The organism is Bacillus cereus group sp. BfR-BA-01311 (assembly GCF_022664295.1).
Lineage (GTDB): Bacteria > Bacillota > Bacilli > Bacillales > Bacillaceae_G > Bacillus_A > Bacillus_A cereus.
Genome location: NZ_JAKUHC010000005.1, coordinates 164405 through 190023, shown reverse-complemented (window position 1 = coordinate 190023; position 25619 = coordinate 164405). Strand labels below are relative to the sequence as shown.

The window sequence follows — 25619 nt, the reverse complement described above, 5'->3', positions numbered from 1 at the left end:
ATGTCCGACTACACTCTTTTAACCTTACCGCCCATAACTACTTTCGGTTTATAGAAGGCTAGAACTATAGCATCTGCTCTATCGGGTGATTGCAATCCGCGTTTCTTCATTTCTTCTTTTCGCTCTAATGCAATCTTACCTCTACTTGTTATTCTGTATTTACGGCTAGAAAATTGAGAAATCATTTTTTCATCATTTGGAATCTCCATTGTAGGTTCTTCACCCTGTATAAATGCTTTCATATTCTCTTCAAGTAAATCTCTTACAACGGCCCAACCTTCTGTACCTGCATTATCATAATGCTCATCATCAAGCGGCTTCCCGTTATTCACAACCGGATATACTTTGAATGGTAATCGTTCAGATTTAATAACTTCTTTCAATCTGTCCGTAACACCACCACCAACACCACTATCATCGACTTTTATATCCACTCTTTTTAACTGCTTGTACTTTGCCATGTATTCCTTAGCTAATTTCAATACATGACCAGCAGTTTCCATAGTATCTTGTTTATAGTGGTTTAATAATTTAAAGACTTTATTTCCTATCCTTGGAACAATTACAGTTTCATCATCACCAAATCGCGCAACGTCAACACCTAAGTCAAGTGTTTCACCAGTTGGCTCCACTTTACAAGATGCTGCTTGCTCTACAATTTCTAACGGGATAAATGCATCTGCTTCTGCTTTAGGAAATTCACCAAGTACACGTACACGCCAAACATCTGAACCCTCACCATATTTCTTTTTCAATACTTCTATATTGTCTTTACTGGTTCGAGGGCTATCTAAGCTAGAGACTTTATGTATTTTATATAAATCTCTGTCACGATTATGAGAATCATAAAATACACCGCTTGTTCTTGTTGGGTTTCCGCATAAAAACAATTTATTTTCTGCGCCAGATAAAGTACCAAGTATAGCTTCCATAATAGGATCTGCTATACCAGAAGCTTCATCACATACAAATAACATATAGTCTTCGTGAAAACCTTGCATATTCTCCGGCTTTGTTGCCGTTCTAGCAGTAGCAAACCAACGTTCTTCACTACCAATCATGTATACTCGTGTTTTAGTCCATTTAAGTAGATTTTTAACTGCACTACCTTCTAACCACTTCGCTATTTCGGCCCAAAGTACAGTAAATAACTGTTCCTTTGTAGGAGCTGTACAAATAACTTTTGGATTCGGCCTACAGCAGAGGAACCAGATAACAACAACTGACTCAAGACCTGTTTTACCTACACCTTGGCCAGAACGCACTGAAACCTTTGGGCTTTGTGCCAAATCCATAAGAACTTTTCTCTGCCATTCATCCGGATAAAAATTCAGCATATCCTCGGCAAACGCAACCGGATCATCCCAATAAACATCGATAATCTCCATAAATTCACTAAAAGCCGTATTATCCATTAGCTTCAGCTTCCTTTTGTTTACGTCTGCGCTCCGCTATCTTCATAAGTGACTCTTTCCAGTCTTCAGTATTCTGATTAGTGTCACCATCAACTTTAATAGAAGCAATTTCTTTCTTGAGTTTCTCAATGCGTAGCTTTTGTTCCTCTGTATTAGCTAACCTATCATACTTTTCAATTAGAGTTACTAACGTTGACATAGCTTTCGATTGAGCATTTAAGAAACTAGCTTGCTTATCCCAGGCGAATTGAATTTCCCATTCTTCCTCGAATCCGCTTTCGGTAAGCTTTTTCTTTCGCAGTTCCTTTGTCATGTCCTCTTTATCCCTAACAAACATGATACGTTGAGCATGAATGATTTGAGTGTACTGCAGCATAATACTATCCCAAATGATTGATAATGAATCATTGTTAACTGCTTCTTTTAATTCTTCTTTCAGATCATATATTTCTTGCGGTAAATACTTTCTATATAAACCATGAGTAGCTGCATTACCATTACGTAGTGGAGCAGCGCCACCAGAATTACCAACAGCATTTTTATTACCCTTTTTGGCTCCACCACGATTGTTTACAGCGTTCTTATTACCCTTGGGTGCTCCTGGTTTCTTTTTGGAGTACTCCGTATCTTTCTTTGGAGTACTCCGTTCATTTTTATGGAGTACTCCATTTAATTTGTCTATCCATCCATCTTTGGATTTCCATCCGCCAACCGTTTTTTCACTTACAGTTTTTTCGGATGTAGACAACAATTCGGCAATTTTACGATTCGTAATATCACCATTATGTTCTTTAAATATTTCATACGCTTTGTTACGGTCTGGACTTCGTTGTCTGGCCATAATTACATAACACCTGCCCCCTTATCCAATTATTTGCACTTCCTTCTCTAAACACTCAATGCATATATGAGCATTATCCGCATTTGCTTCACGGAGATATGTTTTATCAAAATGAGTAATAGTTAATGGCATTTTTAATGTCCACATGCAGGGTTCATTACAAACAGAGCATGTAGGAACGTTTATAGTTTCTCCTTCCATTTACACCACCTCACGCTAATCGCTTCACAAAATAAAAAAGCAGCGAATTCGCTACTTCAAATTTTTCGTATTTTTTTCTTCTTCATTTATGTATCTATATAAAGTTGCCCTTGAGACATTGAACATCTTACAGACATCAACTTTAGGTAACCCTTGTTCAACCATTTTTAGCATACCCTCTATCTGTTCCGGAGTATGAGCACGTTTGCGACCGCCTTGTTTTCCTCGTTCTTTTGCAGCAGCTACACCACTAACAACGCGTTCATTAATAACCTCGCGTTCCATTTCAGCCATTGCACCAAATATATGAAATAAAAACCTTCCCATTGTTGTAGATGTATCAATACCATCTTTAATAGAAACAAAGTGAATTTCCTTATCATTAAATTCTTGCAATAAATTAACTAACTGGTGCATGGTTCTTCCTAAACGATCTAACTTGTAAACAACCAATGTATCACCTTTGCGAAGTTTGCCAAGTAATAATTGAAGCTCTTTTCTGTCCTTTTTCGCTCCACTTTCTTTTTCTGTAACTATTTCTTCACAACCATAACGGTTTAATTCATCCAATTGCATATCTAAATTTTGTTTTTTAGTAGAAACCCTAGCATATCCGAATATCATGCACCATCATCCCTTGTTATTTGATATAAAAAGTGTATCAAATTCCTGTATCAAAATCAATTATTAATTGATACATAGTTTTGAGACATTTGTTATACCATTTTTATAGGTTTTAAGGCCCATATATTCAGTGTCTCATAATGTTTTGTTTTTGAGACACTAGTTTTCGGACAAACGCAGTTGCAATCCACTTAAAATACCATTAATTAGTTCAGTTTCTTTTTCATTGGATTGAGTTAGCAATTTATCGATAACTTTCTGATCAGAATAAGCTAACAAAAATGAAGATATATAAGCTAATGCATTTACATATTCTGTAGCATCTTTACTACCATTATTTGCATGAGCAGTATATTGCACATTTGACAATACCATCACCCCTTACAATATTTGGGTTGTGTTGAGTTTGTTTCGTTTAATTGGGAGCATTCAAACCATACTCTAAATCTCTCATTATCTAAAATCCACGTATTGCCGACCTTTTTGGATTCAATAGCACCTGCTGCACATAGATTCTTTATATGACCAGGAGAAAGGCCGCTAATAAGATGGGCATCATTAACACCAATAACATTATCTAGCGCTGCATATGGTTTCAAATTAACATCTTCCCATTTAACACCATACATCCCTATACCCATTTCATTCATTTTTGTTTTATCTGTCATTCTCTCTAAATGATCCAATACAATAATATTAATTAATTCCCATGTAACTGCATCAGATAAAACTCGTGTCTTTAACTCTGCTGTTAAATCATTTAATAATTCTAATTCCATATGTATCACCTCATAATAAATGCAACACGTTTGCGCTTATCTTTCCTTAACAACAAACAAGACACCACCCAGATCACGGCAGCGCCTGCTCTAATTGCTATACACATGTTTGTTCTAAAAATAAAACATCCCTAATGGACACATCATAAGATTAGTAACCGTATTTTCTGTTCGTTAATTATTATGTTTATAGGCCTAGATTGTGCACATCTATATTCAGTAAGCGCATACCCTATTACATGAATACTACTTTAGGAGTGATTATATTATGAATCCTTTACCGATGAGGATTGTTGTAGCTCCAGCTTCTTCTTGGCAACATTTACCTCAATATCCTTCATATGGTCAATATGGTATGCAACCTGGGCACATTCCCTTTACTCCTACAATTCCGCCTTCTCCCGTAATATATCAATATCATTATAATTTCCCATCATTGTATTTCCAAGAGTTTCACGGTACATTTAACATCTAATATCTGTACCATTGGTCAATTCATGTTACACATTAAACGTATTTAAATACGTTTAATATGTATTTTCTATATAACAAAGAAGAAAGCACCCGTTATGGATGCTCTGATATCAATTATTTATTTGTATTTTAATTACGGTAAATGAAGTTTTACCCTTCTTCCAATCACCTAATATTGCTGCACCAATCTTTTTATGCATTATTAAGTAACTGGAAGAAGAGCAAAAGCTCTCCTTAATAACGGTATCATTCAATCGTTACCATCTGCTGATTTCGGATTTTATGCGCCATCATTACGAACCGTTTAGAATTTTAAAAACAACATAATGAGTTGTGTTTTCCGCCACTTCCCACAATACAAATATAACACGTTAATTCCAAAATAACCGACACATTTCCTGCCAAAAATCGGTCACGATTCTGCCAACGTTTTCATAGCTCAAATTTTTCCACTCCATCTGTTAATTCCACTGGTACTCCGAATATACTTTTTTTCATTTCTGTCATTTTCTTTTTAATAATCCAATGTGGATAATTCAATTCTTCTAGCATATTTCTAAAATAAGTTGGATTTAGCTTTAACACATCAGGATTTTTTCCAGTATTCCTTTTGTATCTAATTATTGCTTCTAATAGTTCTTCATTTAACATGAATCACAATTACCTCCCCCTTGCATTTTATATTTATGTATATACACCATTCGATACCTTGATACTGCCACTTACCCATATCTTATATTGTGTGTAACTGAACTCTTTGCTGAATCCCTTGGTATCATTGATTTCATTTAACTTTCTCTTTTGAGTTACACAGTTCGAAAATTATGAGTAACTGTATAGGGATACCACCAGCATTTTGCAAAATAACCTACGCTATGTGGAAACATAAAATAAAGCTGCCCATGTGGACAGCTTATTTACATAATCATCGTTATTGGTGGTCGTATCCGAATACTGTAAAAATTGCTAATCCATTAGGGAAATCTAGATCTCCAGCACCAAACGGTCCTACACGTATAGGGGTTGTAGGATTAGTAATATCATAAATTTCTATATTGTCACCGAAAACATTCGCTACATAAAGGGTAGTATCTGTAATAGCTAATACAGCAGGACCATTTAAATTTTCAGCGCCGAACTCTCCTACACGAACAGGAGTTGTAGGATTGATAATATTATAAATTTCTATTGTGTTATCTCCAGCATTTGCTACATAAAGAGTGGTACCTATAGTAGCTAATCCTGCAGGAATATTTAAATTTCCTGCGTTAAATTCGCCAACTCGTATAGGAACCATAGGATTGGTAATATTATAAATTTCTACTGTGTTATCTCCAGTATTTGCTACATAAAGAGTGGAATTTGTAATAGTCATGCCAGAAGGACCATTTAAATCTCCAGCGCCAAACTGGCCTATACGAACAGGGGACGTAGGATTAGTAATATTATAAATTTCTACTGTATTATCACCACCATTTGAGACATAAAGAGTGGTACCCGTAATAGCTAATTGATCAGGAACATTTAAATCTGCTGTCCCAAATTCTCCTATGCGTATAGGGGCTATAGGGTTAGTAATATTGTAAATTTCTACACCATCGCCTAAATTTGCGATATAAAGAGTAGTACCTGTAATAGCTAATCCCGCAGGACCTAAACTAGTTATAGATGCAAATTCTCCTACGCGTACAGGAGTTGTAGGATTGATAATATTATAAATTTCTATAGTGTCATCATCGATGTCGCCGTCAGTACTAGATACATAAAGAAATTTAGCTTTCACAATAATAGGAGGAACAGCAGGTGGGAAAGCAGGGAAAAGCCTAGGACAGCATCTCTTTGCTTTTGAAAAATATGAGTTCAAAATAATTCACCGCCTTTTTTTGAAACATAATATAATTATTTATATTCAAATCAAGTAATTTCGCTTGTATACTTGTCTAATAAAATTTGTGATGTATATTCTATACATATTCAGTTAACATAATGTCTCATTATCGATAGTTAATTAAATAAATTATGATAGATCCCATTACAATATCACCGCCTATAGTTAGGGGACCATATAAAACACGATCAGATAAATCATCTGTTTTATGGGGGTAGCAGCTTATCGTTATTCATATTTCTCTGACTGTATCCTTTATTTATCAGAGTCTTTTAATATAATCTTTTCTTTAGGAGGGAAGAATCAAGCTAGCCACAACTCCTGCATGGTCAGAAGGCCATAGCGCCGTTGGTGTACGATCCTCTTGCTCTTCTCCTACAACGTCCACTTTTTCAACATTGAAATCGCCTCGAAAGAGAATTAAGTCTATTCTAACAAATAGTTGCGAGATCAAATTTAATACATTAGAATCTTGGCAACATGTTAATCCATTTCCTTTTCCTGCGATAGTCCATGTATCTTTAAATCCAGCATTTATCAAAAGATTGTAAGATGGACCACTGCCGTCAGAATTTGAGTTGAAATCCCCTATGAATACTAAGGGAAGATCAGTCGCTCCTGGGCCAGTTAAAAGTTCGCTAGCTTGAGCGAGTTGTATTGGAAGTGTTTGGGGGATTTCAGGTGTAACGGGTTGTAAATGAGTATTTACGAGTCTAAATTTCTTTCCAGATATTTCAACATCAACAGATATAAAACCAAACAGGAGTTTTTCAACATTACCGCCAACTGGAACGGGAAGAAAAGCTTCAAAAATCTTTGTTTGTATATTTGAGAACTTAAGTCCTGAATTTTTTCGCACCAAAATCGCATCTCGATCTACAAATCGAACGTTGAAGCCGGTGCTACTAGGTAACGTAGCGTCCGTAGTGTCTAATATTGTTAAAACTTCATAATACAATCCTCTTTTTTCTAACTCCTTGAGAAGGATCGAAACCAAATCATACTCTACTGCTACTTCAGAATTTTGAGGTAACAAAAGTTGCCATATTGCTGCTTCTTGAAGACCTAATATATCTGGTTTTTTTCTTGCAATTTGATCAGCAATAGCCCCTGCTCGTACCGGAAAATTTGTTGCTTGAAATAGTGTAAAGACCTCAGTAACGCGTTGTGGGAGTTGCTCTGGAGTGGTTCCTAATAAAGGCGTTAAGATAGTTCCAAAATAGATGTTCCATGTCATGATCGTTAGTGGTCCTTGGGGTTCTGGGATCGGAGGGACAGCAGGTGGAAAAGCTGGAAAAAGTCTACGACAGCATCTTTGTTTTGAAAAATATGAGTTCAAAACAAATCATCTCCTTTTTTTCGAAATTTAATATAATTATTTATATTCGAATCTAATACTTTGGCTTGTATGCTTGTTTACGCCTAATAAAATTTATGATGTATATCTTATACATGTAAGGTTAACATAACGTCCTATTTTCGGTAGCAAGGACAAGAGAGGAAACCGTACTCTCACCAAGGAACCTTTTTTGTTCTATGGATCTATGCATTTTTTTATACATTTCTATCCTAGAGCGGTTTTAGAGTTCTTGTTTATTACTAGAACTCTATAAAATCTTGAATACCCTTAGCGTGAAATTTCTTCAAAATGCTACAATCCCCCTAGATTTAAAAAGAAAAAGCAATGCTTAGATTTTAAACCTAGTCATTGCTTTATCCATTGCATCTTGGTTTACCCCTATATAACGTAACGTGACCTTCTCTGACGAGTGATTGAATATCTCCATGAGTAAGGCTATGTTTTTTGTTTGCATATACATATGGTACCCGTACGTCTTTCTCAAGGTATGTGTGCCTATTTCATCTAACCCAAACTCCGCCGCTGCTCCACTTAATATCTTATATGCCATGCTACGACCGATCGGACGATTACTACCCTGTCTACTTTGCAATAGATACTCATTATCCTCTCTTTCTTCAATAAACCATTTAAGTTCTCTTTTCAGTGCTGCAGTAATTTGTATTCGTTTCTGTTTCCCTGTTTTCTTTTCCCTCATAGATATATGACTACCTTTGACATCCACTACCTTCAATTTCAAAATGTCCGAGATTCTCAGACCTGTATTGATTCCTATAATGAAGAGAATGTAATTACGCAAGCTCTTCTCCTTAAAATAATCTTTTATCTGCTGTATTTGCTCCGGATCACGTATCGGTTGAACGAAATTCATTATTCATTACCTCCCGTTTCCTCTGTCTCATAAACTTCTAATCCAAGTGCAAAAGCAAGTTTATAAAACGCTTTAGACTTCCAACGTCGATAAGTGCGCTCTGACATCCCTATTTCGTTATAAACCATGTAATCACATACGTCCTCTTCTTCTAAATAACGTTTATAAATAATATCTCTTTGAATACTTCCTGCACGTCCGTTTCCTAATCGATTTAGAAACTGATCAATACGTAATGAAATTCTTTCAAGCCACTCTTCTCGTTTGCTTTGTTGAATATTTGCTAATGCAACATCTTCTAACGGTTTACCAACTGCATGTGTAGGACCGTGTTCACGCATTTCATAAGAAGGAGTGACCTTCATTTCTTTACGCATCATCCCGAATTGTCTATGTATACGTACACTTTCCAACACGCCTTCTAATTCCTCTTGTGTTGCCGTTCTATCGATTTTTGGTAAGAAAGATAATTGTTTAGTCATGTAAGACCACTCCTTTTTATTTTTTAATTAATTTTGTCTTAAAGCTCCACGTCTCTACTCATTACAAGGTCTATGCATCCTCATCAAATCTTCAATTTCACGAGTACTAAATTTCTCTTTTCGTTTTTTCTTCTTAGCTTGTTTTCATTGCTTTTTCCATTCACGTACCTGATCTTTTAATACCTTCATTCCCCACATCCCCTTTCAAAAATAAAGAGGACACCAGTTCTTAAAACAGCTTTATCGCTGCTCTAAAAATTGGTGTCCTCTAGTTTTCTAGCCGGACTATATTCAGTTTGCTTTCACTTTATTTTTTCGTTAAAAACATTCTTACTATTCACATTCTATTTCTTTCCCCTTTAATTTCCAATAAAATATAATAAAAAACATTTTTAATAACAAAGGGGAAAACTTAAAACATACAATAAAGTTATGGTCTTCTATATTTTCAATCATTTGTACTAGTTTATTCTTTTTATACCTTAAAGTATCGCCACCTACAATGAATGACTCTATTATGGATACAGTATATTTTTATCTTTTATATATTTTACTAGTCTTTACAACAGGAACATATTTTGTTAGTTTGATAGGATTCTCTAAGATAAATAATTGGAAAGTAATGATCCTGCTAATATTGTCATTATTTGTGTTTTTAGCATTTATTTTGTTTGTGGGATATGGATTAATATAAAACAAAAACCTTTAAGTAACCCACTGAATAAAACTCAATATTTCGTCAATACTATACATACATCTAGAGTTACATCCCTGTTTGGAGCAGTTAGCTTTTGCTAGCTGCTGTTTTTAATTTCTTACTCGCGTTTCTCTCAACTCCTATATTTGATTATCCTGTCAAAAAATTTAAATTATGTGGACAAACACCGCTTCAATTCTCCTTTTTTTCTAATAAATTAAATTATAAGAATAAAAGGAGTGAATGATTGCAAAATGAATAGAAAAAAATACTCTGATAGTAATAATTGCTATTATTATGAAGATGATTACAAAAAGCACAGATCTTCTTGCCATGACTCGGATAAAACGATTATTAAAGTGTATTGTAATTGTAAAAATGATCGTGAAAGACAATCAGCTTTTAAGGCTACACAAAATACCCTTCAACCACTGATTGCTAATGAACCTACTAGAATTTTGTTTCCAGTTGAGGTATTTGATATTAATAATGAGTATGATCCATCTACATCGATATTTGTTCCTCGTCAAAATGGTATATATACTTTTGATACAAGCATTGCCTTTACCCCAACTCCAGGTTCATCGTCCTCAATAACTCTAGACATACGAGTAAATGGAATTAGTGTATCTAGAAACGAGCAAAGTGGCTCACCGAATGAATCACTTATTGTAAAAACATCTACTATCGCACTATTACAAGCTGGTGACAGAGTTGATATATTTGCTGAAGCTGGATCAACAAATGGAAATATTGTTGGCATTCCGAGCCTAACCTATTTTGAAGGCGCTCGGATAAGTTAAATTGTTCCTTTAAATGTACAATCTTCTTTTAGTATGATGATTGCTCTAAAAAAATTATTACCTGTTGAACAGTTAGCTTTTGCTAGCTGCTCTTTTTTCAAATACTAATTAATTAACACAAGCGCATTTCAGACAAACTTCGTATGATATAGTGTATTCCTTTCTTTTAGAAAATGAAACTCGTCATGGGAGCACTTTTATGAAGTGCTCTTTTTGGCTTTTAAACTAATACAAAATGAAATTTTTATTAAGCTTTCCCTGCATAACATTTTCAATTTTGTTTATACTATAACTGTAACTTTTAAGTTACAAAGCATTGTGGTGATGCTCTTGTTGGACAACAAAGCAGTTAGCTTTTGCTAGCTGCTCTTTATTTGTAAAAAGGCACACAATTAACTGAATTCACATATAATATTCTGAGTTCCTTTCTTTATAAAATAGTCATTATAAAACCGGTCTCGTCACGAGGGCACTTTACTAAGTGCCCTTTTATATTCCAACTTAATACAAAATGAAGTTTTTATAATCATTATTAGTTAAAATTCACATATACTTTAATGAGACTGGGTATTTATTAGCGACTGGGAGTGTCCTAATAAGTCACTCCTTTTTTTCAGACGCATAATAGCTTTTTTATTAAGTACATAATTTTTTCAACATTAAATATCTAGAAGCAATAAGCGATATCTTGTATTATATAAGTAGCCTTAACTTAAACTCTTTTAATAGCCTTTTCGAAAAAGGACCTACCCTCACAACAGGTCCTTTTCAAAAAGGTTACTTCTATCCAAATAGCATTTTTATTAAAAATGTTTCACGATCATCAAAACATCACATATAATACCATGTACCCTTTACCAGCAAGAGGGATAGACATTTTACTAAGAGCACTTCTGTAAGTGCTCTTTTTTATTTCACGATTACACACCAATTTTATACAAACTTTTTCACCTTTTAACTGGCCAAGCATATGTTATTGTATAGGGCACTCCAGTCCATACGTTCAAACCTTTTATTCTAGGAGCACACTTATATGTGTGCTCTTTTTTTATTTACTTTCAAATAACTATTTTATCTAAATCCATTCACTAATCTCATACTTTGACATACAATAATAGTGCCTTTCTATATAATGTGAGTTCATCACTATCGTTATAATGAGGTATAAGGAGCGCTCTCGATTAGCGCTCTTTTTATTTAAATAAAGATTTGATTCAACCTTGCACATAAACTGAAAACATACATAAGATTTAATTGCCGATACTTTTCGATTTTAATCTTGTTCAAAGAGCGCTTTCCCGTGCGCTCTTTTTTCTGTTGAAATAAGGGTTTTGTTAAATTATTCTTTGATTAATCATATTTAAATTCATTTGACATATATTAATATTGAACCTGTGATTCCTTTCGCTCCCGTTGGACCGGTGGCTCCTGTTGAATCAGTTAATCTACATTGTCTTTTTTGGAAAGGGTCTGTAGTTTATAACAGGCCCTTTTTAATTGAATTCCTCTTTCTATTCAAATAACTAACGATTTTGTTTCAAGTTTTAAAAACATATTTATGAAAATCATTCATATACTTTTAAAGGTGTTGTCATTAGCATCATGGAGTGCTTTGGCCACGCACTCCTGTTTTTTTATGCAAAATAACTATTTTATACTGTTTTTGTATTTGAAACATATAGATAAAATGGTGGTAAGTAATTATCTTGATCATTCTGTACACTCCATTTAGGCACCCATACAAGGTGCTCTTTTTTGATACATACAAAATAACGCTTTTATGAAAATTCCATTGTCTAATTCCTCACTTGTCCATTTCGCTTTTCTCTCCCCCTGCATTTACTATTAGTAATACTAACTATTCAGAGGTGAAAATATAATGGACGATTTTTTATCTTCCACTGCAATAAATCCTAATTTAGTTGGACCTACTTTACCACCTGTTCCACCATTCACACTACCGACTGGGCCAACTGGGCCGACTGGGCCAACTGGACCGACTGGGCCGACTGGATCGACTGGGCCGACTGGGCCGACTGGATCGACTGGGCCGACTGGATCGACTGGGCCGACTGGGCCGACTGGATCGACTGGGCCGACTGGGCCGACTGGACCGACTGGGCCGACTGGGCCGACTGGATCACTATCAGTAGCTTACGGAACTTTTTGGCAAACGGAAATCATTACAGTCCCTTTCGAATCCCCTTTTTCTTTTAATCAGGCTGACCCTATGGTAGGGGGAATTTCTCTGTTAAATCCAACCACAATTAATATCACACAAGCTGGGGATTATCGAATTTCCTTCATTTCCTCGATTAACTTGACTGTAGCCCTTTCATTCCCTTATTCGCCTACCATTTCTATACTATTAAATAACAGTCTGATTCCAAATTTCAAAGCTACTTTCGGTCTTTTAATACAAGATTCAGAGGATGTAGATTGCTCTCAACTCATTGGGGACACTATTTTATCAGTCCCAGCCAATTCAACACTTCAACTTATAAATAATAGCTTTGTAGGCGAAACAGACATTCGTACATGCGATAATGGAATAAATGCTTTGGAATTAAATATTGTCAAATTAAACTAGTACAAGTACTCCTTTAAAACTAGGTGCTATAATAGCATCTAGTTTTCAGTTTCCAAAGAAATTTTTGTACAAAAAAACACACACAAAATCAAAAATAAATTCATAAAATATTTTATATTCTTTTTTAGAACGAATAGTTTTTACAGAGCATTTCCCGAAGTGCTCTTACATTTACATATCAAATAACGTTTTTAATTAATTACGAGAGCGGATTTTATTATTTTGTACAAACACTCTATTCTTTTTTAAATAAAATATATAGATATCTCAAAGAAAGGAGAGAAACATAAGTATGGCTGATTATTTTTATAAAGATGGTAAAAAGTATTATAAAAAACAATCGTATACTCACCATCAAAAAGATAACTGTTTTATCGAAACCCATACAATAACTGGTTCGAATACAGCTTTAAATTTCAACGTACCAGCTAACACTACAAGAACTGCTTTTGAAGATTTCACCAATAACCACAATAAAACATTAATTGATCTTCGCATTCCCGGTACTTCTCAACCAATTGAAGTAACTATCCGAACAAGAAGTTCTCGTCTGCCAATCACTGTAACAATAGTTGCAGGTGAAACCAAGGTATTCCAAGTAGAGGATTTCCATAGCCTCACTCTCACAAATAATACTAATATCAATAGCAATATTGGTATATTCATTCAAAAAACTTTTTGTATCTGCTGCAATAATCAAAATGATTCTCGTAACAAGTATTATAAAGAACAATCAAATTCTCACTATCAAAAAGATAACTGTTTCATCGAAACTCATACCGTAGCTGGTTCAAATACCACCCCAACTGAAAATTCACCTTTAACTATTATCGTACCCCCTGGCGCTTCAAGAAGAGTTTTTGAAGATTTCACCAATAACCACAATAAAACATTAATTCAAATATCTGTTCCCAGTGATGTCAGCTCGATTGAAGTAACTATTCGAACAAGAAGGTCCCCCACACCAATTATCGCCACTCTTGTCCCAGATGAAACAAGGGTATTTCAAGTAGAAGATTTCCAAAGCCTTACCCTCACAAATAATACTGAAATCCTTGATTTTATTGATATTTTAATCCAAAAAACTTTTTGTATCTGCTGCAATGATAAGAATGATTCGTGCGATGAATATTACCGTGATTACGAATGTGATTGTTAGATTGACTCGCTAAAAGAATCCTTTTAAAGGGTTCTTTTTCTTTCACCCTAGTATCATCTAATTATTCACATTTGTTCAACATTTCATCTCTTAACAAAATTCAAATTTGATTAAAGTAACTGTGTTTTTCGCTCTTCCATACGAATTACTTTTCCACTTTGATATACAAATGATTGTTCACCAAATCCTCCTTGAGGTGGTTCTATTAGTTGGACCTGACCATTTTTAACAACATATATTCCGTTTATTTTCAAATCTATTTCAGCTGTCATTTCTACAAGATTTTCTTTTCTAATTCCCATCAAGATCACTCCTATATGTTATAATTACTTTGTCGAAGCAAGTCGGGAGCAATCTCGACTTTTTTATTTTGTTATAGATATTCCACAACATTATCGGGAATAAATGATTGTTCTAATGATAAATAAAGTCGTATTGAAATCGGTTCTTTATTATCTCTCGCAGACTTGCAAAGCTCCTCCGCTTCTTCCCAATCGAACTGCTTATCTTCCACTCGCTTAAATCTCCAAATTCCAATTGTATATTCCTCAAATAATTCATACTGATCATTTGGCGCTGTTGTTGGTTTTAATTCATCAGTAGCTCTTACTTGCTTTGGTACTTGAACAACTACATCCGTAAAACGAACTTTAGAATTTAATCGATGAATGTGTGCTTTCTCAGTATCGAATGCTACTACAGGCTCAACATCAAATATTGTTAACTGCTTTGGCATTACAATCCTCCTAAGCCTCTTTTTTATATTTAGATAACACTTGTTCTAAACGTTTCCGTTCAGCTTCTAATTCGATTTCACTATGCTCTACTGACTGAGGATGTGTTTCCGTATCTTGAGTATGTAACCAATCAGGAACAATTTCTTTTCGAGCATTACTTCTCCCACCACGAGACTGGTATTTCTTACGGAATTGAGCTTGTGCAGCTTCAACATCAGTAATACTCTTATACCCCTTAGCATGCCAATCTCTTAAAATACCTTGTACATAAGACATATTAGGTGCATTCTTTTCTAAAGCTATTTTCATAGCTTTGATAACAAGCTGTGCATTCAAATCTTCAATCCACGCATTAATCCCTTCAGCCACAAATGGTTTAAGAACTCCAAAGTTTTGCTCATAAAATGCTATTGGATTTTCTTCTGCAACTTTTTTATCACTTGAGCAGCTTGCTGCTTCTTCTTTTGTTTTTGTTTCTTCTTTTTCTTTTTCTTTTGTTTCTGTTTTTGTTTCTTCTTTTTCCTTCATAGGGTCTTCGAAGCCCCTTATAAGCCACTCAAAACGAACTTGGAAGTATTCCTTAATACGAGGAATTTTAAAATCTTGCTGCTTTTCTAACTCTAAACATGTCTCATAAAAATCAATTAAAAAATCTTCACACTTAATATTCTGGATTTCTTTTAACACACACTTTTCAATATTCAAATTTGTAATGGCATTGAATTTAAGCCAATTAAGCAACATAATTTCTTTCGTCTTTTTGTTGTAATAAATTTTCCCGTAATCAGCAAACCGCTCTAGCAGCTTCTCAACCGTTTCACGGTTATACCCTGTATCCATTTCTATCACTCGTAATGGAAGCTCATAGATACCACTCTGAGAAGTTTTGCTATTAGTCATTAAGTATAAGTAGAAGTATTTTTCCTCCGGTGTAAGATCTAAAACGAAAGCATCTTGCCAATATGAAACTTGAACAGGTCTATAAACTGCCATATTATTCATCCTCCATTGTTTTACTTGATTTGCTTTGATATACTTAATCCAATTCTATTTTTAGAAAGACTCTCTATAAGAGTCTAAAATCTATCACTCTGCCAAGTGATAGATTTTTATTTTTTACGACTAACTAATGATGCGTTAATCCCCTTTTCTTGAAACCTTTTAATAACTACACGATAACTCTTAGATATTTCATGCTCCTCTTTTGCATTACGTAGAATTTTAAACTCCTGTGTACATCGATTTAATTCCATTTCCCAACGATTTGCTTCATCCAACGATTCAGCATTGAACAGATTATGAAGACATGTAACCATGCAAGTATGTAATTCATTTGCAAAGGTAAAATCCCCTGGTAGAACTAAATCAAACAGACGATTACATTCTGATTTCATGACTTATTCCTCATTTCTAGTAATTTGATACTGTACGCATCGTTATGAACAGAAAGAAAAAGCAGAATCTATTAAAAAATGGGAACTCAGCCTTTCTGATCATAACGACAAGCACAATTGCTTGTCGCATTAAATTGAAGTATGCTACAATTCATCTATTGTCATGATTGGCTATCGCAGGCTACGCGGTGGCCTTTCCTTTTTTCTTTTTGTTTTTCAAAACAAATGCTGCTTCTATAATTCGAATTCTTATCTCCATTAATTTCTTCTCTTGTTTTAAACCCCTAGCTTTCATATAGTCCCCACAAACTGCTGCAATTCGAATATCACCATATAAATTTGCTTCCTTACGAATTAGAGCTTTATATTGATTTAAAGTTGGACTTGCATAATCAATCGTCATAACTTAAACCTCCGCAATAAAATAATTAAATTAAGCTTTTATATACTTCCTTGCTCGTAATGATACTTTCCAGTACTTAAAGACTTCTTTCATTGAAATACCATATTGATCACATAGGACCGCTACGAGGCTCATCATCGAACCTGTAGCATCCAAGACTACATGCATTACCTTTTTCAAATCTTCTTTATCACTTTCGGACCAAGTTTGTGAAGGCTTAAACCAACATACCGTATCGAGTTGTTTCAAAGCTTCATTTATTTCTTGATTGACCATGTACCTCATGCTTGTAGGATGAATATCTATATGCTCTCCATTAAAGAATGGGATACTTACATTACCTGTTGCTTCATTCCACATTTTAAAAAATAACTGCGGATCATCAATTCCTTCTGTAATGCATTTTCTTAAATCTTCTGGTAATCGTCGCTGTTCAGTTTCATATTTTGCTAGTGACTCACGACTCACGGGGATTTCTAAGGAGAGTTGTTCTTGGGTGATTCCCTTTCGTTTTCGTGCCATAGCAACTTCTTTTCCTATGGACATCGTTTACTTCCCCCATTCGTACCTAAAGCATTATTTATTTGTGACAACTTACTATGGTAATTTGTTATTAGACGGATTCTTTAAATGTATTGTAATACTCCGTATTGTTTTCTACCCATTCAGTGTGATTCTCCATCCACTTAAAAAGAAGGTGTGTAGGAATAAGAACCCCGGCTTCACGACATACTGGAAAATCAGAACGGTTTAATAACTCAGATGCTTTGGTACGTTTAATATGTAATAGTTCCATTAATTCTGTAATAGTTAAAAATGGTGGTAATTCTTTCATTGGCTGAAGATGTTCTGTTGCTCTTTGTACTTCTTCTCGGATGATTTGACGAAATGATTCGATATCGAAGTTAATCATTGATATCACCTCCTTATAGGATAAATTGTTCCTTTAAGGAACATCATTTCTCAAAAAAAATTGTCCATTTAAAATTTAAATGCATTCCTATTTTTCGAGCTATTTTTACAGACGGTGTTTTTGTCCCATTTTCAATATGTGTATAATAACTTCTAGATATTTCGCATTTATTTGCAATATCTCGATGAGTAAAACCTCTTACACATCTAAATTCTTTTAACCAATTTCTCATTATGATCACCTCCTCGTTCCTTTAAGGAACATCTTAATGAAATTATACGTTACTAAAAGGAACAAATCAACAGAAAGTTTCCTTTAGGAACATTAATTCAAGTTACTATTAGTAACACAAAAATTCGTTTATAATTAAAAGTAAAATTAAAAAACAATGGTGGTGACTACTTTGAATACGTTTGGTCAAAGACTAAAGTGCTTGCGAGAAGAGAAAAAAAAAGAAAACGCTGCATGGACACAAACATATGTAGCTAATCAACTAGGTGTTGCCCGTACTACATATACAGCATATGAAAATGATACTAAACAACCACCTATGGAAACTATCTTAAAGATAGCAAATCTTTTTTCTGTCTCTACTGATTTTTTAATAGGCAGAGGATCTGACTTCAAACAAACTAGCCCCTCAGACATAGATGCTATCATAAATGATCCAGAATTAGGCCTGTGGTTTAAAGATATTAAAGACGCTTCTTCCGAGAAACGTGCAGAACTGAAAAAATTCTGGGAATTCATTAAATTAAAAGAAGAGGATCGTAAGCCTTAAAAATAAGCAAACCTAAAAACATGCAACTTTAGCCTGTTTTCAGGTTTGCTTATTTAGGTTCTATACATAATTAAACCAAAATATTCCTCATAAACCTATGATAAATATTTTGGTTACAATTAAAATTCACACCAATTTGTATAATCTAATAGACCCTTGTTTAAAAATAGAAAATAAAATATAACCTTTAAAACTATTTATACTTTCGAGCTGCAATTTTTATATTTTCTAATAGTTCTTCTATGCTATACATGCAATAATCAGATAAACTCTTCCTTTCACCATCTACTAAATGTCGATACCAAGTATCTAACATATACCTATACATCTCTTCTAAATCACCAGAAGAATATTCTGCTGTATTTCCCACTGAATTAGTTTGTTTGTAAAAAACTTCGCCAACTACAGGATAATTATCTAGTTTAAAGTTATCATCAATAGATTCTATCGAAATCAGTTCAACTGCTCCCTCATGATTTATCACTAATTGGTTTGTTACTCGGTCATTTGCATTAAATATTAATTTTTCTATATCTTGTTGTGTAAATATTGTTGATGGTTTATAAATCCTCTTTAATCTGATAGATGTATACATACTATTTAATATCTCAAATTGATTAATAAAATTACTATAGTCTTCTTTTATTTTACTTACAAATTCCTTTACCTCCTCCCAATTATAAAACTCCAGATAATTTTCAAACTTATTTTCTCGATTTAATAACATTTCAAGTGTTATTGCGCTTTCTTTTTTTATCTCAAAAGTATATCTTTTAGTTGGATATAAAGTAATTGAAGGAACAATACCAATTTCAATATAATATTTACATTTATCCACAGGAATTTGAGTGTAATTTTCACAAAAATTTAAATTGTACTTCTTAGAGTAATTTAAAATTTGTTTTTTTTCTTCTTCATATCTCGCAACATAAGCTTTTCTTTCTAATTCCTTTTCTTGTTGTTTTATTTTTTCTAACATTACCACTTCTTCAGGATGTTTTTTTCTCCATTCAATCTTATCAATAATACTTTCAATAAATCCCCTAAACTTTTCAGGCGTATTATAAAAATTTTGAAGACCATCATATCCATCTATTCCTAAATTATAAAATGAATATTTAGGAAATATTACATAACTTCCTTTTAATCCTAATGTGATTGATCTACTAGAGGATGGCAACGTCTTTCCTTTAAAATGCCCATAATTAGCATGATAAGGCTCTATATATTTCCCTGGTTCTATTTCTAATAAATATTCTTCAGTTGGGTTACTTGAAATGTCATACTCATAAACCCCACTTGGTGCTATTTCTTCAGTCTCCAAGAATAAATGATTCCACTGAGGATCATCAAAAGTCTCTAAGCTAAGCCTTTTAGGTTTTATAACCCTTGTAATATTATTTAAATTTAATTCTATATAGCCCTTCTGATTAGACAGTTGGCACTCTATTAAATCTAAGCCACCCTTATTAGGTAGAAACACATGATTTAAGAAGCCCAATTTACTAATACTACTTAATACATTTACAATTGTGTCTACTTTTCTCCAACTTAGGCTTTCAGCTTGTGAAGGACATATTTCTTGTATAATAAAATCCCATTCTGCTTTCGAACGTTTTTCGAAATCATCTTTAATTTCAATCCAATTTTCCAAATCCTCATAAAACCTTAACGCATCTTGTCTATTTTGGGGCTCATCAGACGTAGCTGAATTTAATAACAGATGTAGAGTTGTTAAATGAGGATTATTTAAATCTTTGCAATAAGTCTCTAGTGAGATAAAAGAATTATTATAGTTATATTGACCATCAAATCCCTTATAATTGTTTGTAAGTATCATCCATAACGTTTTAGCTAATGAATAAATATCTGCAGGAAAAGGCGTTGCATTTTTCGCATTTCTTTTCATTTCTGGTGCCAACGTAGTCCAAGGTCCTACGGCCTCACGCGTTTTAGTAAGTTCTTCTCCTTCAGGATATTTGACTAGTCCAAAATCACTTAAATACCAAGTTCCATCTAACCAATATATGTTTTCTGGTTTAATATCTCGATGAGCAATTCCTCTTTTATGTAGTTCGATTAATGTCTTACACAGCTCAATTATGCAGTATATTTTCTCCTCGATATCATATTCAACTATCTTATCTTTTAAAGATACAGCTATAGGCATTACATAATACGGTTTATTCTTATAAGTAATTTGATCAATTTCATATATACAATCATCAAGTATAGGAAGTACTCCAGGTATTTCATTCTGAACATTTTTTACCACATTGATTTCATTAATAAATCTTTTTATTCGGGTCTGCTCTCTGAAATTTTTCTTTAAATTTTTTATGTTAACTTTAATAGTTTTTAATGCATAAAATTCACCATCATCTTTCTTTTTGACTTTAAAAACTATTCCATTACCACCGGATCCTATTTTACTAATAATCTCATAGTTTCCTATATAATCACCTGGTCTCATAAAATCACCCACCCAACAAATTGTTTAAATATAGTAATTAGACAAACATAATCAAAAATAATATTAGTTATCAAGTTCCGCTATCTCCAAATTCCTGTTTCATCTTCATAAAAAGGTAAACCTTCTTTTCCCATAGAAATCAGTGTCTCTCTACATAAATTGAAATGTTCCATAACTTATTTTGTTTTATGCTTGTTTTCATTTCCGCACTCTCTCAACCCACTTTACCATATATTTCATTCATCCATTACCGTATCTTAACATTTCATTTCTGACAAGTTATTAAGTCGTAAAATATATTATCTTAATTTTTTATTATGTTTTTATTAAATTATAAATGCCAATCCCCTTCCAAACATCCTTTTTTTATTATATTATAATAAAAAGAACATACGTTCTTTTTTTAAATTTGAATGGAGTGAACTATTTTGTTTCAATCGCAACCCTACTACACAACACAACTTGAAGACTATATCCAGCACTTGTACCAATCCTTATCTATTATTGTTCCCGAGCAAATTGATATGATGGAGATTGCGAAAAAGCTAAACATTTGGCTGTACTTCGCTCCGTTTGGAAGTCATGCAATGGAAAGAAATCAAATAGCTAACTTAGTTATTGATAATCGTATCTCTCAGCAAGAACAATGGGAGGATTTTGGCCATGAGACCTGTCACATCCTATTTCATTCTGGTAATCAATTATTAATGCATCAAATGTTTCTAGATTATCAGGAAGCAAAAGCTAAAAATTTCGCACAACAATTTTGTGTACCTACTTTTATGTTACGAAAGCTTCCTCCCCTACAGTTAAAAGCAAATATAATCTCAGAAAAATTCAATGTAACAACACAGTTTGCTGAAAAAAGGCTCTTACATTATAAAAATCAATTATTAGCAAGTAAATTACAGAACAAAATATCACAATACTTTAATTTTCAAAGATAACGATTCAGGAGGTTTTGAATATGAAAGGAAGTTTTCGTAAACGTGGAAATACGTGGTCTTTTACAATTGATATCGGTATAGATCCGGCCACAGGAAAACGCCAGCAAAAAAGTAAGAGTGGATTTAGAACAAAAAAAGAAGCCCAAAATGCTGCTGCAACGATGATTACAGAGATAGAGAAAGGAATATATTTTGATGACAAACAATTAACTGTTTTAGATGTATGGGAAAAGTTAAAGCCTCTTCGTAAAGCTGAATTAAAAATTACATCTTATGAAAAAGACATGAGCTTAGTTAAGCTCTATATCCTTCCCCCATTTAGTTATAAAAAAATTAAAAGTATTAAGTCCGTAATGATTCAAAGCTACTATGCTGAACTTAAAGAAAAAGGGCTGTCAAATGGTACAATTAGCAATATCCACCGCTGCCTAAGATGCATTTTCAAACACGCTGTAGAATGGGAAATCATACATGATAATATAATGAATAAGGTTAAAAAACCACGTGAAGAGCAAGGTGAGATGAAAACATGGTCTAGCGAAGAATGTAATCGATTCCTCCAGTATTTAAAAGAAAAAAATACCAAGTACCATATGTTCTTCTTACTCGCAATCTATACAGGTATGAGACGCGGAGAATTACTTGCACTAACATGGAAAGATATTGACTTTGATAATAAACGTATCCTGGTTAATAAATCGCTTGTAAAAACAGAAAAAGGACTTTTTAAAGCTGCTACAAAAACTAAGTCTTCAAATAGAAACATTAGTATCTCTTCTTTTGTTATAGAGAAGTTACAATCTTACTATTCCTATAAAAAGAAAGAATTTTTTCGCTGGGGTATACACTTGAATGAAGAGGCCTATATTTTCACTGGCAATACGATACATTCGCCCTTACATATAGATGCTCCCCATCGCTTTTTGAATGATCACTATAAAAAAGCTGGTGTTCCCCGAATTCGTATACACGACTTACGACATACTCACGCTACACTCATGCTTCAGGCTGGAGAACACCCTAAAATCGTACAAGATCGCTTAGGACACTCATCTATTCAAATGACTTTAGACAAGTATAGCCACATCACACAGAACATGCAGCAACAAGCAGCGGAAAACTTCGAGAGCATAATCAAATCTAATGAAAACACCTGATAAAAAATGAAAAGATTTAATGTGAGCAAAATGTGAGCATCGAGGGAAATCACCACTTAAAAACCTTGATATAATAAGGTTTTCCATACTATATCGTTGAATCTTGGGAGAAGAATGAGCAGTTTTAGGGTTGTTTATTTGATAAAATATAAAAAACACAAAAGTGCCAAACCCCTTATACCACAAGGGTTTTGGCACTTTTTAATATCTAAAACAAATTTTATTGAAATAATTATTTTTATAGATTTTCATACTTTTTTATATAGTACGTGAACATATACAGTACAAAAATACACCTTTGTATACACATTTTTAGAAACATCTTACGTTTATCAAACAATAACCAAAAGACGTACCTGCAACCTCATCATATAAATAATAGATATTAAAAAGAGGACACTATAAGCGCCCTCTTCCTTAGGTTTTAAATATGTTCTCCATGATCCATAAACACTTCAATTGCTTCGTTTTGTGGTATGTCTTTTGCATTAGTAAGACCAAAAGTAAAAACAGCGGATAACATCATCATTAATAAGATTGCTTTTTTCATTTTAGCGCCCTTCTTTCTATGCTCTTTTTGTCTGCATCTAAAGCGATGTGCAAATACTTGCTTGCTTTTCTATGATTTTCTGAACCATAGAATATTTCACCTAAAAGAGAAGCATATTCTTTTACCCAATCATATAATTCTTCTTTTTCAAAATACGAAATACCTTCTATAACCACATTTTCTAATTCTTCTTGCGGTACATAGTTATGTACTGCTTTTAAAATTCGGAAATGATGACGATAACATAAGTCGCTAATCTTATAGCCATTCTCAATATATTCATTAGCGATATGACTATAACCTAACTTAAAATGTTCTCTTGCTAAAAGAAACATAGTTTTAGCGTTATTTTCTAATGAATCCTCTAAGTGTTTAATTGCTAACTCTGGCATGTTTTGACTTGCGTATAAAAGTCCTAAATTATGCTTAACTCGTTTAATAAGAAGTTCATCATTAGATTTTTGGAAGGTACCTAGTGCTGAAAGTAAATATTCCTCTGCACTTTCGAATTCATTTAGTCGAATGTGTGCCATTCCTAAAGTATTTAAGCATGCTGCAGTTTTTAATTCATACCCTGGACTAATTGAAAATACTTCATTCGCCTTTGTAGCAAATTGAACTGCTAGGATCGGTTTTAATACGTGATAGTAATGGACTGCAAGCCAATAATTAAATTCAGCTTTTTCAATTTCATCATGCATGTACTCTAAAAACGTTTCAGCTTTTTCAAATTGCATTCTTGCTTCACTATGGTTTGCTTTATTAATAGCGTAAATTGCTTTAAATAAATGATGATAGTACTCTAAAAATGTCTCTGTAGACTCTGGTAAAGGCTCGATTTTGTCCAGAATATCTTTTGTACTATCCATATCCCGAATTAGCAGTTTATACCGTGCATTCAATAAAGCGTAGTAGACTAATATTGTTTGGTCTTCCTTAATATTATTGATTTTATTTGCAATATCTTCTTTTATTTTCTGAGACTGTAATACACGTTGTGAAATCATAGCTTGATACCAGTCGTTTAATAATTTTGTGATTTCTTCTTTAGAAATAATGTCAACACTCATCTACTTCTACCCCCTTTTGTTAAATGTTATCATGACATGCTTGTTTGCATAAATAAGTTTTTGAATATTCTAACTTGAAAAAATTATTTTTGAATATTCATGTTAACAAAATGGTCCCATTTCAAACCAAAAAAGAACACACGTTTGTTTGTAGTGGAGTTAAAAAAACAAAAGTGAGGTATTACATCATGGAATATAACGGCTTTCCTGTAGTACGTGGAAGAGGTATGGTGAAATGGAATCCGTTTGCTTCAATACCGGAGCAATACGAGGAAATACATAGAATGTTTGAGGAACAATATAAAGTACCTAAACCTTTTTTAACACAAGATACTATGGAACGAATAGAAAGAGCGTTAATGCAATCTTTTCACGAGGAAGAAGAAATACATATCTCATACTATCGTGATGGAATGGTGCAAGACATGTACATAAATGTATTACATATTGAACCGATGACGAAAACTATATATTGTACAGATGCTTTTGGTTTGAATACTAAGTTTAAGTTTGATGAATTGGTGAATATAAATTAAAAGAAGCCGCCCGACAGGACTGAAGTGCACCCCAATTGTTAGACACAGCCTAACAATTGGGGTGCACTTCACATATATAGGTGGCTTTTGTACGACAAAAAAAGAGCTCTGCTATACAGCAGAGCAAAAGAAAAATATATAACCCTATAAAAATAATACAAATTATTGATACTTTCAAAAGACGAAATTTAAATTTCCATCACAATAATACCTATGTTTAAGTATGAAACATTCTACCTTCCCTATAGCTATGAATATTCTTATTTTAGAATTCCATAGTATCCAAATAGCTCTTTGAGAAATACCTCAATACCGAACTTCTTCAAAGAATCTTTTCTTTATTCAAAGAGAAGTTCTAAAACTTTTTTCTTATCTTTGTCTCTTCCATAATGAATCAACCTATGACAGTTCGGACATATACTAACTATATTTCCAACAACATCTAAACTATTTTCAAAATCATGTTGCATTCTT

At 33.4% G+C, this 25619-nt stretch carries 31 protein-coding genes; 8 read left to right on the top strand and 23 right to left on the bottom strand.

All coding sequences use genetic code 11. The annotated features are described in order from the left end of the window. Nucleotides 1-8 precede the first annotated feature (8 nt). The 6 genes from MR136_RS14160 to MR136_RS14135 all read right to left on the bottom strand — a co-directional run bounded on the left by MR136_RS14160 (nt 9) and on the right by MR136_RS14135 (nt 3860). The gene (locus tag MR136_RS14160; RefSeq protein ID WP_078420677.1) at nt 9-1415 is read right to left on the bottom strand and encodes a DEAD/DEAH box helicase family protein; all 1407 of its coding nucleotides are present in this window, start codon (nt 1413-1415) and stop codon (nt 9-11) included. Next, nucleotides 1408-2256 carry a phage terminase small subunit gene (gene terS / locus MR136_RS14155; RefSeq protein ID WP_078420678.1) on the bottom strand — a complete coding sequence of 283 codons (849 nt, stop codon included), beginning with the start codon at nt 2254-2256 and terminating at the stop codon, nt 1408-1410. Before terS ends, MR136_RS14160 begins: the two co-directional genes overlap by 8 nt. 21 nt (nt 2257-2277) lie before the next feature. Next, nucleotides 2278-2457: a hypothetical protein gene (locus tag MR136_RS14150; RefSeq protein WP_078420679.1), complete on the bottom strand. Its 180-nt coding sequence runs from the start codon at nt 2455-2457 to the stop codon at nt 2278-2280. 51 nt (nt 2458-2508) lie between these two features. After that, on the bottom strand, nt 2509-3081 hold the full coding sequence (locus MR136_RS14145; protein ID WP_000576168.1) for a recombinase family protein: 573 nt from the start codon (nt 3079-3081) through the stop codon (nt 2509-2511). A gap of 159 nt (nt 3082-3240) precedes the next feature. Next, the gene (locus tag MR136_RS14140) at nt 3241-3456 is read right to left on the bottom strand and encodes a hypothetical protein (protein ID WP_063536220.1); all 216 of its coding nucleotides are present in this window, start codon (nt 3454-3456) and stop codon (nt 3241-3243) included. Continuing rightward, entirely contained in the window at nt 3456-3860 is a 405-nt protein-coding gene (locus MR136_RS14135; RefSeq protein ID WP_063536219.1) for a hypothetical protein, read from the bottom strand. Before MR136_RS14135 ends, MR136_RS14140 begins: the two co-directional genes overlap by 1 nt. Nucleotides 3861-4128: 268 nt before the next feature. On the opposite strand from MR136_RS14135, the gene MR136_RS14130 reads away from it, so the two are divergent. After that, nucleotides 4129-4335 (top strand): hypothetical protein, encoded by a 207-nt coding sequence (locus tag MR136_RS14130; protein ID WP_078420680.1) that lies wholly within the window; start codon nt 4129-4131, stop codon nt 4333-4335. Between the two features lie 431 nt (nt 4336-4766). Here the strand turns inward: MR136_RS14130 and MR136_RS14125 are convergent, their stop codons facing one another. The 5 genes from MR136_RS14125 to MR136_RS14105 all read right to left on the bottom strand — a co-directional run bounded on the left by MR136_RS14125 (nt 4767) and on the right by MR136_RS14105 (nt 8935). Further along, nucleotides 4767-4985 (bottom strand): hypothetical protein, encoded by a 219-nt coding sequence (locus MR136_RS14125; protein ID WP_078420681.1) that lies wholly within the window; start codon nt 4983-4985, stop codon nt 4767-4769. A gap of 280 nt (nt 4986-5265) precedes the next feature. Beyond that, nucleotides 5266-6198, bottom strand: coding sequence for an LVIVD repeat-containing protein (locus MR136_RS14120; protein WP_078420682.1), 933 nt, complete (start codon nt 6196-6198; stop codon nt 5266-5268). A gap of 313 nt (nt 6199-6511) precedes the next feature. Beyond that, nucleotides 6512-7561, bottom strand: coding sequence for an endonuclease/exonuclease/phosphatase family protein (locus MR136_RS14115; protein ID WP_078420683.1), 1050 nt, complete (start codon nt 7559-7561; stop codon nt 6512-6514). Nucleotides 7562-7910: 349 nt separating this feature from the next. Continuing rightward, nucleotides 7911-8453, bottom strand: a complete 543-nt coding sequence (locus MR136_RS14110; protein ID WP_078420684.1) for a site-specific integrase — start codon at nt 8451-8453, stop codon at nt 7911-7913. Further along, nucleotides 8453-8935: an ArpU family phage packaging/lysis transcriptional regulator gene (locus MR136_RS14105; protein WP_078420685.1), complete on the bottom strand. Its 483-nt coding sequence runs from the start codon at nt 8933-8935 to the stop codon at nt 8453-8455. The genes MR136_RS14110 and MR136_RS14105 overlap by 1 nt, the downstream gene beginning before the upstream one ends. 951 nt (nt 8936-9886) lie before the next feature. Between MR136_RS14105 and MR136_RS14100 the strand changes: the two genes are divergently transcribed. The 3 genes from MR136_RS14100 to MR136_RS14090 all read left to right on the top strand — a co-directional run bounded on the left by MR136_RS14100 (nt 9887) and on the right by MR136_RS14090 (nt 14184). Beyond that, nucleotides 9887-10435: a C1q-like domain-containing protein gene (locus tag MR136_RS14100; protein WP_078420687.1), complete on the top strand. Its 549-nt coding sequence runs from the start codon at nt 9887-9889 to the stop codon at nt 10433-10435. 1879 nt (nt 10436-12314) lie between these two features. Then, the gene (locus tag MR136_RS14095) at nt 12315-13025 is read left to right on the top strand and encodes an exosporium leader peptide-containing protein (RefSeq protein ID WP_078420688.1); all 711 of its coding nucleotides are present in this window, start codon (nt 12315-12317) and stop codon (nt 13023-13025) included. Nucleotides 13026-13317: 292 nt separating this feature from the next. Further along, entirely contained in the window at nt 13318-14184 is an 867-nt protein-coding gene (locus MR136_RS14090; RefSeq protein WP_078420689.1) for an exosporium protein D, read from the top strand. Nucleotides 14185-14294: 110 nt separating this feature from the next. Here the strand turns inward: MR136_RS14090 and MR136_RS14085 are convergent, their stop codons facing one another. The 8 genes from MR136_RS14085 to MR136_RS14050 all read right to left on the bottom strand — a co-directional run bounded on the left by MR136_RS14085 (nt 14295) and on the right by MR136_RS14050 (nt 17863). Beyond that, nucleotides 14295-14486: a DUF3954 domain-containing protein gene (locus tag MR136_RS14085; protein WP_000512853.1), complete on the bottom strand. Its 192-nt coding sequence runs from the start codon at nt 14484-14486 to the stop codon at nt 14295-14297. Nucleotides 14487-14557: 71 nt separating this feature from the next. Further along, nucleotides 14558-14920, bottom strand: coding sequence for a hypothetical protein (locus MR136_RS14080; protein WP_001125986.1), 363 nt, complete (start codon nt 14918-14920; stop codon nt 14558-14560). A 10-nt stretch (nt 14921-14930) separates the two neighbouring features. After that, nucleotides 14931-15914 (bottom strand): DnaD domain-containing protein, encoded by a 984-nt coding sequence (locus tag MR136_RS14075; RefSeq protein WP_078420690.1) that lies wholly within the window; start codon nt 15912-15914, stop codon nt 14931-14933. Nucleotides 15915-16030: 116 nt separating this feature from the next. Continuing rightward, complete coding sequence (locus tag MR136_RS14070) at nt 16031-16315, bottom strand: hypothetical protein (RefSeq protein WP_078420691.1); 285 nt, start codon at nt 16313-16315, stop codon at nt 16031-16033. Nucleotides 16316-16496: 181 nt separating this feature from the next. Continuing rightward, the gene (locus MR136_RS14065; protein WP_078420692.1) at nt 16497-16718 is read right to left on the bottom strand and encodes an RNA polymerase subunit sigma; all 222 of its coding nucleotides are present in this window, start codon (nt 16716-16718) and stop codon (nt 16497-16499) included. Between the two features lie 30 nt (nt 16719-16748). Next, nucleotides 16749-17264, bottom strand: a complete 516-nt coding sequence (locus tag MR136_RS14060; protein WP_078420693.1) for a helix-turn-helix domain-containing protein — start codon at nt 17262-17264, stop codon at nt 16749-16751. Nucleotides 17265-17331: 67 nt separating this feature from the next. Continuing rightward, a complete protein-coding gene (locus MR136_RS14055) occupies nt 17332-17631 on the bottom strand; it encodes a MerR family transcriptional regulator (RefSeq protein ID WP_078420694.1) in 300 nt (99 codons plus the stop codon). 43 nt (nt 17632-17674) lie between these two features. Continuing rightward, nucleotides 17675-17863: a helix-turn-helix transcriptional regulator gene (locus tag MR136_RS14050; RefSeq protein ID WP_078420695.1), complete on the bottom strand. Its 189-nt coding sequence runs from the start codon at nt 17861-17863 to the stop codon at nt 17675-17677. A gap of 171 nt (nt 17864-18034) precedes the next feature. Between MR136_RS14050 and MR136_RS14045 the strand changes: the two genes are divergently transcribed. After that, nucleotides 18035-18412 (top strand): helix-turn-helix domain-containing protein, encoded by a 378-nt coding sequence (locus MR136_RS14045; protein ID WP_078420696.1) that lies wholly within the window; start codon nt 18035-18037, stop codon nt 18410-18412. 193 nt (nt 18413-18605) lie between these two features. On the opposite strand, the gene MR136_RS14040 is transcribed toward MR136_RS14045, so the two are convergent. Beyond that, nucleotides 18606-20885 (bottom strand): protein kinase domain-containing protein, encoded by a 2280-nt coding sequence (locus tag MR136_RS14040; RefSeq protein WP_078420697.1) that lies wholly within the window; start codon nt 20883-20885, stop codon nt 18606-18608. Nucleotides 20886-21313: 428 nt separating this feature from the next. On the opposite strand from MR136_RS14040, the gene MR136_RS14035 reads away from it, so the two are divergent. Both MR136_RS14035 and MR136_RS14030 read left to right on the top strand, forming a co-directional pair. Further along, nucleotides 21314-21832, top strand: coding sequence for an ImmA/IrrE family metallo-endopeptidase (locus MR136_RS14035; protein ID WP_078420698.1), 519 nt, complete (start codon nt 21314-21316; stop codon nt 21830-21832). A 20-nt stretch (nt 21833-21852) separates the two neighbouring features. Next, nucleotides 21853-22989 carry a site-specific integrase gene (locus MR136_RS14030; protein WP_078420699.1) on the top strand — a complete coding sequence of 379 codons (1137 nt, stop codon included), beginning with the start codon at nt 21853-21855 and terminating at the stop codon, nt 22987-22989. 424 nt (nt 22990-23413) lie between these two features. Here the strand turns inward: MR136_RS14030 and MR136_RS14025 are convergent, their stop codons facing one another. Next, a complete protein-coding gene (locus MR136_RS14025) occupies nt 23414-23539 on the bottom strand; it encodes an aspartate phosphatase (RefSeq protein ID WP_000709201.1) in 126 nt (41 codons plus the stop codon). Beyond that, nucleotides 23536-24609 (bottom strand): response regulator aspartate phosphatase, encoded by a 1074-nt coding sequence (locus MR136_RS14020; RefSeq protein ID WP_000109855.1) that lies wholly within the window; start codon nt 24607-24609, stop codon nt 23536-23538. The genes MR136_RS14025 and MR136_RS14020 overlap by 4 nt, the downstream gene beginning before the upstream one ends. A gap of 188 nt (nt 24610-24797) precedes the next feature. Here MR136_RS14020 and MR136_RS14015 point away from each other — a divergent pair, with 188 nt between their 5' ends. Continuing rightward, a complete protein-coding gene (locus MR136_RS14015; protein ID WP_000456182.1) occupies nt 24798-25145 on the top strand; it encodes a YolD-like family protein in 348 nt (115 codons plus the stop codon). A gap of 338 nt (nt 25146-25483) precedes the next feature. On the opposite strand, the gene MR136_RS14010 is transcribed toward MR136_RS14015, so the two are convergent. Then, on the bottom strand, nt 25484-25615 hold the full coding sequence (locus tag MR136_RS14010) for a hypothetical protein (RefSeq protein WP_002197704.1): 132 nt from the start codon (nt 25613-25615) through the stop codon (nt 25484-25486). Nucleotides 25616-25619: the final 4 nt, after the last annotated feature.